The 15,185-nt window shown below is 74.4% G+C and carries 13 protein-coding genes; 11 read left to right on the top strand and 2 right to left on the bottom strand.

The features are described from left to right. Positions 1 to 21 precede the first annotated feature (21 nt). The 9 genes from CLV35_RS10780 (at position 22) to CLV35_RS10740 (ending at position 9,861) form a co-directional block, all read left to right on the top strand. Entirely contained in the window at positions 22 to 2,151 is a 2,130-nt protein-coding gene (locus CLV35_RS10780) for a putative bifunctional diguanylate cyclase/phosphodiesterase (RefSeq protein ID WP_183061917.1), read from the top strand. 9 nt (positions 2,152 to 2,160) lie between these two features. Beyond that, positions 2,161 to 3,159 carry a Gfo/Idh/MocA family protein gene (locus CLV35_RS10775; RefSeq protein WP_121193439.1) on the top strand — a complete coding sequence of 333 codons (999 nt, stop codon included), beginning with the start codon at positions 2,161 to 2,163 and terminating at the stop codon, positions 3,157 to 3,159. A 42-nt stretch (positions 3,160 to 3,201) separates the two neighbouring features. Next, positions 3,202 to 4,293, top strand: coding sequence for an S-(hydroxymethyl)mycothiol dehydrogenase (locus CLV35_RS10770; RefSeq protein ID WP_121193438.1), 1,092 nt, complete (start codon positions 3,202 to 3,204; stop codon positions 4,291 to 4,293). Further along, the gene (locus CLV35_RS10765; RefSeq protein WP_121193437.1) at positions 4,293 to 4,970 is read left to right on the top strand and encodes an MBL fold metallo-hydrolase; all 678 of its coding nucleotides are present in this window, start codon (positions 4,293 to 4,295) and stop codon (positions 4,968 to 4,970) included. Before CLV35_RS10770 ends, CLV35_RS10765 begins: the two co-directional genes overlap by 1 nt. Further along, positions 4,970 to 5,830: an alpha/beta fold hydrolase gene (locus CLV35_RS10760; protein WP_121193436.1), complete on the top strand. Its 861-nt coding sequence runs from the start codon at positions 4,970 to 4,972 to the stop codon at positions 5,828 to 5,830. Before CLV35_RS10765 ends, CLV35_RS10760 begins: the two co-directional genes overlap by 1 nt. 156 nt (positions 5,831 to 5,986) lie before the next feature. Next, entirely contained in the window at positions 5,987 to 6,421 is a 435-nt protein-coding gene (locus tag CLV35_RS10755) for a DUF3151 domain-containing protein (RefSeq protein ID WP_121193435.1), read from the top strand. Between the two features lie 3 nt (positions 6,422 to 6,424). Beyond that, positions 6,425 to 7,399 carry an NAD(P)/FAD-dependent oxidoreductase gene (locus CLV35_RS10750; protein WP_121193434.1) on the top strand — a complete coding sequence of 325 codons (975 nt, stop codon included), beginning with the start codon at positions 6,425 to 6,427 and terminating at the stop codon, positions 7,397 to 7,399. Positions 7,400 to 7,404: 5 nt separating this feature from the next. After that, a complete protein-coding gene (locus CLV35_RS10745; RefSeq protein WP_231121704.1) occupies positions 7,405 to 8,838 on the top strand; it encodes an MFS transporter in 1,434 nt (477 codons plus the stop codon). Between the two features lie 45 nt (positions 8,839 to 8,883). After that, positions 8,884 to 9,861, top strand: a complete 978-nt coding sequence (locus CLV35_RS10740) for an oxygenase MpaB family protein (protein WP_121193433.1) — start codon at positions 8,884 to 8,886, stop codon at positions 9,859 to 9,861. A 21-nt stretch (positions 9,862 to 9,882) separates the two neighbouring features. Here CLV35_RS10740 and CLV35_RS10735 read toward each other — a convergent pair whose 3' ends face one another. Then, positions 9,883 to 10,878, bottom strand: coding sequence for a hypothetical protein (locus tag CLV35_RS10735; RefSeq protein WP_121193432.1), 996 nt, complete (start codon positions 10,876 to 10,878; stop codon positions 9,883 to 9,885). Between the two features lie 187 nt (positions 10,879 to 11,065). Between CLV35_RS10735 and CLV35_RS10730 the strand changes: the two genes are divergently transcribed. Beyond that, complete coding sequence (locus CLV35_RS10730) at positions 11,066 to 12,352, top strand: adenylosuccinate synthase (protein WP_121193431.1); 1,287 nt, start codon at positions 11,066 to 11,068, stop codon at positions 12,350 to 12,352. A gap of 3 nt (positions 12,353 to 12,355) precedes the next feature. Here CLV35_RS10730 and CLV35_RS10725 read toward each other — a convergent pair whose 3' ends face one another. Next, positions 12,356 to 13,504 (bottom strand): hypothetical protein, encoded by a 1,149-nt coding sequence (locus CLV35_RS10725; RefSeq protein WP_147431937.1) that lies wholly within the window; start codon positions 13,502 to 13,504, stop codon positions 12,356 to 12,358. 208 nt (positions 13,505 to 13,712) lie between these two features. Here CLV35_RS10725 and CLV35_RS10720 point away from each other — a divergent pair, with 208 nt between their 5' ends. Further along, entirely contained in the window at positions 13,713 to 15,173 is a 1,461-nt protein-coding gene (locus CLV35_RS10720; protein WP_121193429.1) for an MFS transporter, read from the top strand. The last annotated feature ends 12 nt before the right edge of the window (positions 15,174 to 15,185 follow it).

The raw sequence follows: 15,185 nt of genomic DNA, 5'->3' as shown, positions 1-15,185 counted from the left end.
CGGGCGAGGGTGGAATCGCAGGTGAGGGGGAGTGGAGTGCTGGGACGCCGCAACGACGCGGGGGTCGCCCAGGTCGCGCAGGCTGTCGTGGCCGCGCTGGAGGTCGACGACACGACCGGCCTGCTGGTGTGCGACCCGGTCCTCGACCCGGAGGGCCGGGTGGAGGACTTCGTCTACGTGCACCAGAACGCGACGGCGTCATCACTGCTCCAGATGGATGCGCTCGTCGGGCGCCGGATGCTCGAGGTGTTCCCCGACCTGGCCCGGTCCGAGCTGATGACCACCTACCGGTGCCTGGCGGCCACGGGCGGGCGCGCGGTGACGAGCAGCCGCTTCGAGGCCATGCGCTCGCACCTCGACGGCCACTCCTACGAGATCGCCGCCGACGCGCGCAGCGGCCTGCTCGTGCTGCTGTTCCGCGACGTCACCGCCGCTGAGGACGCGAAGGCCGCCCTCGCGGCCCTCGCCGCCAACGAGCGCCGGTTCCGCGCGCTGGTGGAGCAGGCGACCGACGTGATCCACCTGATCGACTCCTCCGGACGCACGATCTACGCCAGTCCGGCGCTGGGCCGCATCCTGGGCTACTCGCCCAGCGAGGTCTCGGCACTGCCCTTCACCGCCTTCGTCGACCCGGACGACCTCGAGCAGGCGCGCAGCGGCTGGGAGGCGGTGCGCTCGGCAGGACCCGAGCAATTGTTCCGGTGGTCGGCCCACATGCGGACCTCGACCGGCGAGTCCCGCTGGTGCGAGGTCTCGGCGCGCAACAAGCTGAGCGACCCCTCCATCGCCGCCGTGGTCGTCAACTGGCACGACGTCACCGAGCGCCGCGAGCTGGAGGTCCAGCTCGCGCACGACGCGACCCACGACCCGCTCACCGGGCTGCCGAACCGCCGACTGATGGGCGAGCTCGTCGAGCACGCCATCGCCCGGTCGGTGCGCGGCACGAACTCCGCCGGCCTGCTCTTCTGCGACGTCGACCACTTCAAGGTCGTCAACGACACGCTCGGGCACGCCGCGGGCGACGACCTGCTCGTGCAGCTCGGACGCCGGCTGAGGGAGGCGCTGCGCCCCGGGGACGTCGTCGGCCGCTTCGGCGGCGACGAGTTCGTGGTCCTCTGCGAGGACCTCACCGAGGTCTCGGACCTGTTCGCGGTCGCGGAGCGCGCGCAGGAGGCGCTGCACGGCGAGTACGTGCTCGACGGCCGGGTCGCCACGGTCTCGGTCTCCGTCGGGCTGACGACGCTGGAGCGGGGCGGCTCGCTGCGCCGGGCGCTCAGCGAGGCCGATGCCGCCCTCTACGAGGCCAAGCGCACCGGCCGCGCCCGCATCGAGGTCTTCGACCGCCGGCTGCGCGTCCAGCTCGAGCACCGCCTCGAGACCGAGGGGCTGCTGCGCGGCGCGATCGGTCGCGGCGAGCTCGAGCTGCACTACCAACCGATCGTCGACCTGCGCGACGGCCGGCTCGTGCGGGTCGAGGGGCTGCTGCGCTGGCGCCGCGACGGCGAGCTGCTGGCGCCCGGCTCGTTCCTGCCGGTGGCCGAGGAGACCGGTCTGATCGTCGATGTCGGCGCCTGGGTGCTCCGCTCGGGGTTCTGCCAGGCGGCCGCCTGGGCGGCCGCGCTCGACGAGCCGCCGGTGGTGTGCCTCAACGTCGCGGCCCGCGAGCTCGCCGACCCGGGCCTGCTCCGCCGGGTCGACGCGCTGCTCGAGGAGTTCCCGCAGGCGCGCGGACGCGTGGAGCTGGAGGTCAGCGAGCGGCTGCTCGCGGCCGACACGCGCTCCGTGGGTCCGGTGCTGCAGGCCTTCGCCGAGCGCGGGCTCCTGCTCGCGCTCGACGACTTCGGCGCCGGCAACACCTCGCTCACCTGGCTCCAGCACCTGCCGCTCGACGTGCTCAAGCTGGACCGCGCGCTCGTCGAGGGGCTGCCCGGCGAGAGCCACGTGGCGATCGTGGGCGCGCTGACCCAGCTCGCCGAGCGCCTGGGCATCCGCACCGTCGCCGAGGGCATCGAGACCGGCGAGCAGCTCACCTCCGTGGTCGAGCTCGGCTGCTCCTACGGGCAGGGCTTCCACCTGGCCCGCCCGGCTCCTGTCGGCGACCTGGACGGCCTGCTCGGCGGCAGAGGTCTCGCGCCCTGGGCGCGGGTCTAGGGTCGGGCCGTGACGCACAGCCCCGCACGCCTGAAGGTCGCCGTCGTCGGCACGGGAGGCTGGGGCGAGCAGCACGCCCGCATCTTCAGCCGCCGGCCCGACACCGAGCTCGTGGCGGTCGTCGGCCGCAACCCCGACCGCACGCAGGCCCGCGCCGCCGCCTACGGCACCACCGCGTACACCGACCTCGACGCCATGCTCGAGGGCGCCCAGCCCGACCTGGTCACCGTCTGCCTGCCCAACGAGGGCCACTTCGAGCCGACGCTGCACCTGCTCGAGCGCGGGGTGCCGCTGCTGGTCGAGAAGCCGCTGGTCTTCGACCTCCGCGAGGCCGACCGGCTGCTCGAGGCGGCGGGCGAGCGGTTCTTCGCGATCAACTTCAACCACCGGTTCGGCGAGCCGGCGCTGCGGGCCAAGGCGGCGATCGACGCGGGGGACCTCGGCGAGCTGGTCTTCGCCACCTGGCGCTTCGGCGGCGAGCCCAACTTCGGCACCAGCCCGCACGCCAACCTCGTCGAGACCCAGTGCCACGGCTTCGACCTGCTCGAGCACCTGGTCGGCCCGGTCACCAGCGTCATGGCGCAGATGACCGACCGGACGCGTCCGGGGACCTTCACGACCGTCGCGCTCGCGCTGGAGTTCGCCGGCGGCGCGGTGGGCACGATGCTCGGCACCTACGACTCGTCCTACGCCTACCCCGGCACCCAGCTGGTCGAGGTGAACGGCACGCGCGGCCGCGCCTACCTCGAGGACACCACCCGCCGGCTCACCCTCCAGTCGGCCGGCGACGACGTGCGGCGGGTGTGGGAGGCGGGCTACTTCGACGACGAGGCGCGCACGTTCGAGTACACCTTCGACCGCCACGTCGAGCTGGTGGTCGACGCCCTGCGCAGCTGCGGCGAGCCGCCCGTGCACGCACGCGCCGGCCGCCGTGCGCTGCAGGTGGCCCAGGCCTGCATCGAGAGCTTCGAGACGGGGCAGCGGGTGGCTGTCAGCCCCGGACCGTAGGGTCTGGGGCCAGGTCGAGCATCCGGGGCAGAGGGGCAGCACATGGCAGAGGCACAGCGCGTCCGAGGGGTCGTCGCGAGGTCCAAGGGCGCGCCGGTCGGCATCGAGACGGTCGTCGTGCCGGCGCCCGGCCCGGGCGAGGCACGAGTGCGCGTGCAGGCCTGCGGCGTGTGCCACACCGACCTGCACTACAAGCTCGGCGCGATCAACGACGACTTCCCCTTCCTGCTCGGGCACGAGGCTGCCGGCGTGGTGGAGTCGGTCGGCCCCGACGTCACCGAGGTCGCGGTCGGCGACTACGTCGTCCTCAACTGGCGCGCCGTGTGCGGGCAGTGCCGCGCGTGCCGCCGCGGCCGGCCGCAGTACTGCTTCGCCACCCACAACGCCACGCAGAAGATGACCCTCGAGGACGGCACCGAGCTCTCGGCCGCGCTCGGCATCGGCGCGTTCGCCGAGCTGACGCTGGTCGCGGCCGGCCAGTGCACCAAGGTCGACACCGCCGCCCCGCCCACGGTCGCCGGCCTGCTGGGCTGCGGCGTGATGGCCGGGCTCGGCGCGGCGATCAACACCGGCGGCGTGGGCCGCGGCGACAGCGTGGCGGTCATCGGGTGCGGCGGGGTGGGCGACGCGGCGGTCGCCGGCGCCTACCTCGCCGGCGCCCGCGCGGTGATCGCCGTCGACGTCGACGACCGCAAGCTCGAGTGGGCGCGCGGGTTCGGGGCCACCCACACCGTCAACTCGCGCACCCACGACCCGGTCGAGGCCATCCGCTCGCTCACCGACGGCCACGGCGCCGACGTCGTCATCGACGCGGTCGGCTCGCCCGAGACCTGGAAGCAGGCGTTCTACGCCCGCGACCTCGCCGGCACCGTCGTGCTGGTCGGCGTGCCCGACCCCGAGGCGACGCTGGAAGTGCCGCTGATCGACGTGTTCGGCCGCGGCGGCTCTCTCAAGTCGAGCTGGTACGGCGACTGCCTGCCCTCGCGCGACTTCCCCGTGCTGCTCGACCTCTTCCTCCAGGGCCGGCTGCCGCTCGACCGGTTCGTCAGCGAGGAGATCGGGCTCGACGACGTCGAGGCCGCCTTCGACCGCATGCACGCCGGCGAGGTCCTCCGCTCGGTCGTGGTGCTCTGATGGCCGAGCTCTCGAAGGGCCTCGAGGTCGTCGCCGAGTTCCCGCAGGGCCTGCGCATCGAGCGCCTGGTCACCTCCGGGCTCTTCGAGCTCGACGGCGGCAGCTGGGAGGTCGACAACAACGTCTGGCTCGTCGGCAACGACGAGGAGGTCGTCGTCATCGACCCGGCGCACGACGCCGAGGCGATCCTGGCCGCTGTCGGCGACCGCGAGCTGCTGATGGTCGTCGCCACTCACGGGCACAACGACCACGTCAACGCCGCCGTCGAGGTCGCCGCTGAGAAGGAGGCCGAGATCGGGCTGCACCCGAAGGACTCCATGCTGTGGGCCGAGGAGTACGGCGCCGACCTGCGCTGGGACGTCGACCTCGCCGACCAGGGGGCCATCACGGTCGCCGACCTCGACCTGACGATCCTGCACACGCCGGGCCACTCGCCGGGGGCGGTCTGCCTGCACGCCGCGGACATCGACGTCGTCTTCACCGGTGACACGCTCTTCAAGGGCGGCCCCGGCGCCACCGGCCGGAAGTACTCCGACTTCGACCTGATCCTGCGCTCGATCCGGCGCAAGCTGCTCCCGCTCGCCCCCGAGACCCGCGTGCTGACGGGCCACGGCGACGAGACGACGATCGGGGCCGAGGCGCCCGACTACGACGAGTGGGTCGCGCGCGGTCACTGATGGCACGCACCCACCTCCCCGAGGTCCCCGGCGTGCGCCACCGGTGGGTCGAGGCGGCCGGCCTGCGGGTGCACGTCGCGCTCGCGGGTCCCGAGGTCGGCGAGCCGGTCGTCCTGCTGCACGGCTGGCCGCAGCACTGGTACGCGTGGCGCCACGTCGTCGCGGCGCTGCCCCCCGACGTGCGTCTGGTGCTGCCTGACCTGCGTGGTCTCGGGTGGAGCGCTGCTCCCCGCTCCGGCTACGGCAAGGAGCAGCTGGCCTACGACCTGATGGCGACGCTCGACGCGCTGGACGTGCGCCGTGCCGTGCTCGTCGGTCACGACTGGGGCGGCTACGTCGCCCACCTGGCCGCCCTGCGCTGGCCCGACCGCGTGCGCGCGCTGCTCGAGGTCGCGATCGTGCCGCCCGTGTCCACCCTGCGCATCGGCCCGCGCGACCTCCGGCGCTTCGCCTACCAGCCGGCGATGGCGGCGCCGCTCGCCTCGCAGCTGGCGCTGGTGACCGCTCCGGGCGTGGTCGAGCGGCTGCTCGCGTCCGCCGCCCACCGCTCCTACTCCGTCGAGGCTGAGGCTGCGCACTCGTACGCCGCGGTGCTCCGCGAGCCCGCCCGCGCCCGGGCGTCGGCGCTCTACTACCGCCGGTTCCTGCTCGAGGACCTGCCACGCGTGCGCGCCGGGCGCTACGACGCGCCGCTGGAGATGCCGCACCGCTTGGTGCTCGGCTCGCACGACCCGGTCATCCGCCGGCGCTTCCTGCCGGCGGGAGGGCGCGAGCACGTGCGCGTCGTGCACGGCTCGGGCCACTTCGTGCCGGAGGAGTCGCCGGGCGAGCTCGCCGCGGAGGTGCTGCGCCTGCTGTGAGGCACCCGCTGCGACCGGTGCCTCGAGAGCGGGAGGCGCGGGGCACGAGGTGCTCGTCCACTCCACCCACGACGGTGGCAGCAACGCCGTGCGCGACGCCCGCGCGCTGCGGGGGCTCCGGGGACGCTGGTGTGCCCGGCGCCGTCGTGCGGCAGGATGCGGAGCATGATGCCGAACCTGCTCGCCGGTCCGCCCCCGACGCACCTGCCCGACGACCCGGCCGCGCGCGAGCAGGTCGAGGGCCTCGTGGCGGCCGGCGGCGACGTACGCCCCGCTGCAGCAGCGCACCCCGCGTCCTCGCTGGCGTGGGCGGTGCTCGCCGAGCAGGCGCTCGACGGCGGCGACGCCGTGACCGCCTACGCCTTCGCCCGCACCGGCTACCACCGCGGCCTCGACGCCCTGCGCCGCGCCGGCTGGAAGGGCCACGGCCCGGTGCCGTGGGAGCACGAGCCCAACCGCGGCTTCCTCCGCGCGCTGGCCGCCCTCGGGCGGGCCGCGGCCGCGATCGGCGAGGAGCCGGAGGCCGAGCGCTGTCGCGACTTCCTCCGCGACAGCAGTGCCACCGCTGCGCAGGAGCTGCCCACGTGGTGACCCGTGCCGGCGGCTGAGGCGGGTCCGGCGGTCGTCGTGGTGGGCGGCGGCATCGCCGGCTCGGCGTGCGCGCGCGAGCTCCAGGCGGCAGGCGTACGCGTCCGCCTCCTCGACCGCTCGGCGAACCCGGGCGGGCGGCTCGCGAGCTACGAGCTGCACGGCCGGGTCGTCGACCTGGGCGCCTCCTACGTCACGGCCGGCGACGAGAGGTTCGCCGCGCAGGTGCGCGACTGGGAGTCGCGCGGCCTCGCGCGCCCGTGGACCGACACCTTCCACGTCGCCGAGGGCCGCAGCATCACCGGCTCGAAGGCGGGACCGCTGCGCTGGGGCACCGCGCAGGGGCTGCGCTCGCTGGTCTCCGACCTCCAGCGCGGGCTCGACGTGGTGCGCGGGCGCGAGGTGGTCGACGTCGACCCCGGCCCGCTCGTCGACGGCGAGCTCGCCGAGGCGGTCGTGCTGGCGATGCCCGACCCGCAGGCCGCCGACCTGCTCGCCGACACCCTCGGCGAGGAGCTCGACGCGGTCGTCCCGCGCACCTGGGAGCCGGTCGTGGCGCTCGCCGCGGGCTGGGACCGCCGCAGCTGGGACCCCGAGGTGGCGGGCGTCTTCGTCAACGCCGACCCGGTGCTGGGCTGGGTGGCCGACGACGGCAGCCGGCGCGGCGACGGTGCGCCCGTGCTGGTGGCGCACTCGACCTCGCAGTTCGCCGAGGAGCACCTCGACGACCCGCCGTCGGCCGTGGGCCCGATGCTGGCCGCGGTGAGCCAGCTGCTCGGCGTCGCGGACGAGCCCGAGTGGGTCGAGGTCCGCCGCTGGTCGCTGGCCCGGCCCGCCGAGGGCCGCGACGCGCCCTTCCACCTGGGCGCCTCGATGGTCGGGCTGTGCGGCGACGGCTGGCACGGCACGCCGAAGGTCGAGGCCGCCTACCTGTCCGGGCGCGAGCTCGGCGCGGCGCTCGGGCAGCTCGTGGGCGGCTGAGGCCGGTGACCGCGACGGGCGCGACCGGCGCCGGCGACCTGGCCTACGCGTCGGCGCCGGGCCGATGGGTCCTGCTCGCGACGGTGCTCGGCTCGGGCATGGTCTTCCTCGACGGCACGGTGGTCAACGTCGCGCTCCGCCCGATCGGCAGCGACCTCGACGCGGGGCTCTCGGCCCTGCAGTGGGTGGTCAACGGCTACACCCTCGCCCTGGCCTCCCTGATCCTGCTCGGCGGGTCGCTCGGTGACCGGTTCGGGCGCCGCCGCGTCTTCGTGGTCGGCACCGTGTGGTTCGCGGGCGCCTCGCTGCTGTGCGGGCTCGCCCCCGACCCCTCGACGCTCATCGCCTTCCGCGTGCTGCAGGGCATCGGCGGCGCGCTGCTCACGCCGGGCAGCCTGGCGATCCTGCAGACCGCGTTCCGCCACGAGGACCGGGCGCGGGCGATCGGCGCGTGGTCGGGGCTCGCCGGGCTGGCGTCGGCGGCGGGACCCGTGCTCGGCGGCTGGCTCGTCGGCCAGCTCTCGTGGCGCTGGGCGTTCCTGATCAACGTGCCCTTCGCCCTGGCGGTGGTGCTCGTCTCGGTGCGTCACGTGCCCGAGAGCCGCGACGCGGAGGCCGCGCCGCACCTCGACGGCATCGGCGCAGGGCTCGGCGCGCTCGGGCTCGGCGCCACGACGTACGCGCTGATCGCCTGGCCCGACGGCGGTGCCGACGCGCTCGACGTCGCGGCTGCGGTCGTCGGCGTCGCCGCCATGGTGGCCTTCGTCCTGCGCGAGCGCACCGCGCGCTTTCCGATGCTGCCGCTGGGGCTGTTCCGGTCGCGCACCTTCAGCGCCGCCAACCTGGCCACCTTCGCGATCTACGGCGGGCTCGGCGGCGTGTTCCTCCTGCTGGTGCTCGAGCTGCAGGTCGTCGACGGCTTCTCCCCGCTCAAGGCGGGGAGCATGCTGCTGCCGCTCACGGCCGTCATGTTGCTCGTGTCGGCGCGCATGGGAGGCGTCGTCAACCGCATCGGGCCGCGCTGGCCCATGACGGTCGGGTCCCTCGTCGCCGGCACGGGCGTCGTGCTGATGTCCCGCCTGCCCTCTGGCGGGGCGTCCGTCCCGAGGGTCCTGCTGATGGTCGCGGTCGTCGGGCTCGGCATGTCCGTGCTGGTCGCGCCGCTGACCGCGAGCGTGCTGGGCAGCGTCGAGGACCGCTTCGCCGGGGTCGCGTCGGGCACCAACAACGCCGTCTCGCGCGCGGCCGGGCTGCTCGCCGTCGCCGCGCTGCCGGCGCTGGTCGGCCTCACCGGCGACGAGTACGCCGACCCCCACGCCCTGCACCCGGCCTACCAGCACGCGACGCTCATCTGCGCCGGCCTGTTCGCCGCAGGTGCGCTCGTGTCACTGGTCGGCGTGCCCGACGTGCTTCGGGCGCACCCCGTCGACGCCGACTGACTCCCCGGGTGGCGGGACCGGCCGCGCCGGGAGAGTCTGGGACCGATGTGTGCTCTCCCGCTGAAGGACCTGGCCGACACGACCCGGCGCACCTTCCGCGCCCGCGTCTCGGGCGACCCCACCGGCGCGCCGGACTGGGTGCGCGACATCGCCCGCGTGGGCGAGGGTCCCGGCTGGTTCGATCCCGAGGGCGTCGTGTGGCGCGTGCACGGCGACCTCGCGACCCTGGTGGGCGGGGTCGGCGCGCTGCTCGGGCAGGGAGCGCACCCCCTCGCGCTCGCCGGCGTGCTGCGCCACTCCGCCTACCAGGACGACCCGTGGAAGCGGCTCGCCGGCACCGCGCGCTGGCTGGTCGTCTCGACCTTCGGCTCGGCCGAGCTGGCCGAGCGCGAGTCCGCCCGCGTGCGCGGCATGCACACCCGGGTGCGCGGCACCGACCCGCAGGGGCGCGCCTACGCCGCCTCCGACCCCGCGCTCCTGCGCTGGGTGCACCTCGCCTTCACGGACGCGTTCCTCGCTGCGCAGGAGGCGGTCGGGCGTGACCTCACCGGGCGCTTCGGGCGCCGCTGGCCCGACACGTACGTCTCCGAGTGGCGCCGCAGCGCCGAGGCGCTCGGCGCGCGCGACCTGCCCTCGACCGAGGCCGAGCTGGCGGAGGCGATCGCCGCGTACGCACCGGTGCTCGAGCCGGTGCCCGACCACCTGCTCGCCTTCCTCTCGGCGCCGCCGGGGCTCGGGCGGGCCGAGCAGCTGTTCTACTCCGGGCTGTCGGGCGCTGCCGCGCTGCTCGTCTCCCCGACCATCGCGCCCCTGGCCGGCGTGCCCGGTCGCGCGGCGCGGGGGCCTCGCGAGCGGGCCCGGCTGGCGCGTACGCGGCTCCAGCTCCGCGCCTTCGGCGTCGCGCTGGGTTCCTACAGCCCGTCCGAGGAGTCGGCCCGCTACCGGCTCGGCGGGCCGCTGCCCGGCTGGGTCACCGATGAGGACGACGACCTGCCCGGCCTGGTGGCTGCGTCAGGCGCCTGAGTCGTCCGTCGGCGCCGGGCGTCAGCAGACGAGGGCCGGGTCGGCGCTCGAGCCGCCGACGACGACGAGCGTCCCGTCGGAGAGGCTGACCGAGCTGCGGTGCGTGACCCGGGTGAAGGGGTCGGTCGCGGCGATCGACCAGCCGTCCGGCGTGCGCGCGAAGCGCAGCGGGATCGCGAGGTCCGCGACGCCGCGCCGCACCGCGGCCACGCCGGTCGCCAGGTCGGCAGGACCCACGGCGCGGGTCTGGCGGTCTGCGACGGCGTTCGCGTAGGCAGCGCTGCACGTCGCAGCCTGCGCGACCTCGTCGCCGAGCTCGGGCGCCGCCTTGGCCTGCAGCAGCCGCTGGAGGCCCACGACCCGCCGGCGGTCGGGGAGCCCGACGTGTGCGCCGTAGGAGAACGACGCGCTCCACGCGGAGGTCTCGGTGGGGGCGGCGACCACCCTGGCGAGGGCCCCCCCGCGGCCGACGACGAGGGTGAGCCGGTCGGCCGGCGAGTGCCGCTGCAGGACGAGCAGGGTCGTCCCGTCGACCCGCCTGCGCACCGAGCGGACATCGGTCTGCCGCAGCCCGCCCAGCTGACTCGTCGGCTCGTCGTCGGCGATCGCCAGCGTCTGCCGCGGATCCGGGTCGAGCGCATGCGTCGCACCGGGACGGTGCATCAGGCGCAGGGCCGGTCGGTCCTCGGCGTCGAGGCGGTAGTAGACGCCGACGTGGCGGACCTCGAGCCGGTCCTCGACGCCGTCCACGCTGGTGCTCACCACGTGGGCGGCGTAGCGCACGGCGTCGTACGTCGTGACCTGGCTGCCTGGCTCGGTGCCGCGCGGATCCCGCTCGACCGCACGGAAGCCGCTGCGCTGCGCCGCCGCGGTGGCTGCGCGGATCGCGGCCAGGTCGCCCGCCGCCGCCCGGGTCGCCACGGAGGCACCGCCCGCGGCGGACGCACCGGTCGACGGCACGAGGGCCGCGAGCGAGAGGGCTGCGACAGCGAGAGGGCGGAGGTCGGGGCGGCGCACGGACGCACAGTAGGGTTCGAGCCGGTCGAGCGGCCGGAGATCCGCGTGACTCCCACCGGTCAGGGCCGGGGGGAGTTCCGCACCGCCCCCGGCAAGCCTCGAGCCGGCGAGTGCGGCAGATCGTGGGGCTTCGTCCGGTCCGTTAGGCTCCCACGACGTACCTGCCCCCTGCTGTAGAGGTGTCGCCGTGCCTGCGATCGTCGTCGTCGGAGCCCAGTGGGGCGACGAGGGGAAGGGCAAGGCCACCGACGCGCTCGGGTCGTCGCTCGACTACGTCGTGCGCTACAACGGCGGCAACAACGCCGGCCACACCATCGTGGTCAAGGGCGAGAAGTACGCGCTGCACCTCCTGCCGACGGGCATCCTGACGCCCACGGTCATCCCGGTCATCGGCAACGGCGTGGTCATCGACCTGAGCGTGCTGTTCGAGGAGATCGACCTGCTCGAGAGCCGCGGCGTCGACACCTCCAAGCTGCTCATCAGCGCCAACGCCCACATCATCACGCCCTACCACCGCACGGTCGACAAGGTCACCGAGCGGTTCCTCGGCAAGGCCAAGATCGGCACGACCGGGCGCGGCATCGGCCCCACCTACGCCGACAAGATGTCGCGGGTCGGCGTGCGCGTGCAGGACCTGCTCGACGAGAAGATCCTGCGCCAGAAGGTCGAGGGCGCGCTCGAGCAGAAGAACAACCTGCTGGTCAAGGTCTACAACCGCCGGGCGATCACCGTCGACGAGGTGGTCGAGGAGCTGCTCCAGCACGTCGACCGGCTGCGCCCGTTCATCGCCGACACCTCGCTGCTGCTCAACAAGGCGCTCGACGACGGCAGGACGATGGTCCTCGAGGGCGGGCAGGCCACGCTGCTCGACGTCGACCACGGCACCTATCCCTTCGTCACGAGCTCCAACCCCACCTCGGGCGGCGCCTGCACGGGCTCCGGCATCCCGCCGACCCGCATCGACGGCGTCGCCGCGGTCGTCAAGGCCTACGCGACGCGCGTGGGCGCCGGGCCGTTCCCGACCGAGCTGCTCGACGCCGACGGCGAGCGGCTGCGCCAGGACGGCGGCGAGTTCGGCACGACCACCGGGCGCCCGCGCCGCTGCGGTTGGTACGACGCGGTCGTCGCCCGATTCTCGGCGCGCATCAACGGGGTGACCGACTTCGTGCTCACCAAGCTCGACATCCTCACCGGCTGGGAGCAGATCCCGGTGTGCGTCGCCTACGACGTCGACGGCGTGCGCCACGACGAGATGCCGATGACCCAGACCGACTTCCACCACGCGAAGCCGGTCTACGAGTACTTCCCCGGCTGGACCGAGGACATCTCGTCGGCGCGCACCCTCGACGACCTGCCGAAGAACGCGCGCGACTACGTGGCGGCGCTCGAGCGGCTCTCGGGCGCCCCGATCAGCGCGATCGGGGTCGGCCCGGGCCGCGACCAGACCATCGAGATCCGCAGCCTGCTCCGCTAGCGCTCAGCCGGTGAGGCCGGTGGAGCCGGAGAAGGCACCACCCATGCCGCCCTTGGCGGCCGCGAGCGCCATGTCGACCAGCGTGTCGAGCGCGACGGTGTCGCCCGCGTCGGGCGAGGACACGGCCTTCGGGGAGTCGTCGATGTCGACGACCAGCTTCGCCGTCGTGATGGCCGAGGCTTTGGCGTCCTGGCTGAGCTTCGCGATGCCGGCCAGGTCGACCGTCGCCCGGGTCAGGTGCTTGGACTCGACCGTGGCCGTGCCCGTGACCGGAGTGCCGTCGGGCAGCTTGCCGATGCTCGTGCGCGCCTGGGTCAGCTCCGAGGCCGAGATCGAGCGCCCGAACAGCGTGGAGTACTGCGGCTCCGTGACCACGTCGAGCGCGGCGAGCAGCGACTTCTTGACGTCGACCTGGTACTTGACCAGCGTCTTGTCGCCGTCCTGGCTGACGTCGGTGGTGAGGTCGGCCGCGTCGACCAGGTCGCGGCCCAGCGCTCGGAGCGCGCCGGGGTCGAGGGCCTGCGGGGTGGTGCCGGTGGCGCCGGCCACCGAGTCGAGGAGACCCGCCGCCTTGGCCTTCGCATAGGCGCCGGCGAGGTCGAGCTTGAGCCACTTGCCCGCCTTGAGCCCGTCGACGACGGTGGCGAACTGGGGGGCGGTCGCCGCGTCGAGCGGCAGTGCCGAGCCGGTCGCCTTCTCCCACGCCTGCGGGTCGAGCCTCGCGAAGAGCACGCCGTCGACCAGCCGCACCGCGGCGACCTGGGTGCTGCCGTCGGACCACACCAGCTCGAGCGTGCCGCTCTTCTTGAGCGACTCGACCGGGTCGGGGCTCGGCGTCGCGCCCTGCTTGGAGGACTCGCCGAGCGTCGTGTCGCCGGCGGGGTCGATCGTCACGCGGATGACGGCGTCCTCGGCCAGGCGGGCGGCCCGCTCGTCGTCGGCCGACGTCGCGACCGAGACGAGCTCGCCCTTGGGGTCGTCGAGGTCCAGGGTGAACGACGCCGCCTTGGCGTCGCGCAGGTTGTGCATGGCGTCGCGCGCGGCGAGCTTGTCGTCGACGGAGCCGCAGGCGGTCAGCGTGCCGACGAGCGCGAGCGACACCGCGCCCCCTGCTACGAGTCGTCGGCGGGTGCTGCTGGCGGTCGTGCGCATGGACGGTTCTCCCCCTGGTCGGTGCGGCCCCCTCGCACCGGCGGGCTACCCCGTCGGCCGGCGGCTCGAACCCCGAAGGGTACGCAACCCCGGCGCAGCACGGTGCAAGTCGTCCACAAGCCACCCGCAGGTGGACGCCAACGATCTGCCAACAGCCCGGTCCCACTGTGGTCCCGACAGCACACCCCGCCCACACCGAGGACAGCTCATGACCACCACGACCACGTCACCGGCGAGCCGCGAGAGCACGGCTCCTCTCATACCCGGGCCGCGGCGACAGCCGCTCGGGCGCCCGGTGAAGAACAGCTCGAGCACCCTCAGCCTGGTCGTCGTCTGCGTGACGACGGCGATGCTGATGCTCGACATCGCCGTCGTCAACACTGCCCTTCCGACCATCGCCTCCGAGCTCGGCACCGGGCTGCAGGGCGTGCAGTGGGTCGTCGACGCCTACACCCTCGCCCTCGCCGCCACCGTCCTGACGGCCGGCTCGGTCGCCGACCGGCTCGGGCGCCGCAGGCTCCTGGTCGCCGGGCTCGTCCTCTTCACGCTGGCGTCGCTCGGCTGCGCGGCCGCCGGAACGATCGGCGTGCTCGAGGCGGCTCGCGCGGTGCAAGGTCTCGGCGCCGCCGTGCTCTTCGCGGTGTCGCTCGCGGTGCTCGGCCACGCCTTCCCCGACGCCGGTGCGCGTGCCAAGGCGCTCGCGGTCTACGGGGCGACGATCGGTGCGTCGTTCGCGGTCGGCCCGCTCGTCGGCGGCCTGCTCACGCAGGGTCTGGACTGGCGCTGGATCTTCCTCGTCAACGTACCCGTCGGTGCCCTGTGCCTCGCCCTGACGCTGCGCGGCGTCGAGGAGTCGCGCGACCCGCACGCCCGCCGCGTCGACTGGGCCGGCCAGCTCCTGCTGACCGGCGCGCTCTTCCTGCTCGTGCTCGGACTGGTACGTGGTGGTGCGGAGGGCTGGTCCTCCACCCCCATCGTCGCCTCCCTGGCCGCCGCTGCCGCCCTGCTCGTCGCCTTCGTCGCCGTCGAGGCCCGGGTGGCCGAGCCGATGCTGCCGCTGGGGATGTTCGCCGACCGCCTCTTCACGGGCACGCAGGTGGCCGCCTTCGCCATCTCGTCGTCGCTGTTCGCGGTCTTCCTCTACATGACGCTCTACCTCCAGGGCGTGCTGCACCTCTCGCCGGTCGAGGCCGGCGCTGTCTACCTGCCCGGCACCGTCGTCATGTTCGTCGCGGCCGGTGCCACCGCCCAGCTGCTCGACCGGCTCTCGGCGGGAGTGGCGCTCTGCGGCTCGCTCCTCGTCGTCGCGGGCGGGATGGGGCTCTCGCTGCTGGCCGGCCCGCACTCGTCGTGGGTCGTGCTGCTGCCCGGGACCGTCGTGTCCTTCGCCGGCGCCGGCGTCTTCAACCCCGTGATGAGCGGGCTGGTGCTGAGCCAGAGCGACTCGGCGCGCGCCGGGTTGGCGGCCGGCATCAACGACTCGTTCCGGCAGGTGGGCATCGCGCTCGGCGTGGCCGTGCTCGGCACGTTCGTCCCGGCGGCGTCGGCCTTCGGCGCCGACCCCGAGGGCTACGTGACCGGCCTGCACCACGCGCTGCTCGTGTCGGTGGCGGTCGCCGTGGCCGGCGCGGTCGTGGCCGCGCTGTTCGTCCGCCGCCCCCGCGGCTGAGTTCCCGCTGTT

The organism is Motilibacter peucedani (assembly GCF_003634695.1).
In the GTDB taxonomy this organism is placed as follows: domain Bacteria; phylum Actinomycetota; class Actinomycetes; order Motilibacterales; family Motilibacteraceae; genus Motilibacter; species Motilibacter peucedani.
The sequence above is the reverse complement of the archived record's forward strand: the minus strand, read 5'-3'. Positions and strand labels throughout refer to the sequence as shown.

Excerpts from the sequence above, each read along its gene's own strand:
- CLV35_RS10770 (WP_121193438.1), top strand. The coding sequence starts at position 3,202 with ATGGCAGAGGCACAGCGCGTCCGAGGGGTCGTCGCGAGGTCCAAGGGC.
- CLV35_RS10765 (WP_121193437.1), top strand. The coding sequence starts at position 4,293 with ATGGCCGAGCTCTCGAAGGGCCTCGAGGTCGTCGCCGAGTTCCCGCAG.
- CLV35_RS10760 (WP_121193436.1), top strand. The coding sequence starts at position 4,970 with ATGGCACGCACCCACCTCCCCGAGGTCCCCGGCGTGCGCCACCGGTGG.
- CLV35_RS10755 (WP_121193435.1), top strand. The coding sequence starts at position 5,987 with ATGCGGAGCATGATGCCGAACCTGCTCGCCGGTCCGCCCCCGACGCAC.
- CLV35_RS10740 (WP_121193433.1), top strand. The coding sequence starts at position 8,884 with ATGTGTGCTCTCCCGCTGAAGGACCTGGCCGACACGACCCGGCGCACC.
- CLV35_RS10725 (WP_147431937.1), bottom strand. The coding sequence starts at position 13,504 with ATGCGCACGACCGCCAGCAGCACCCGCCGACGACTCGTAGCAGGGGGC.
- CLV35_RS10720 (WP_121193429.1), top strand. The coding sequence starts at position 13,713 with ATGACCACCACGACCACGTCACCGGCGAGCCGCGAGAGCACGGCTCCT.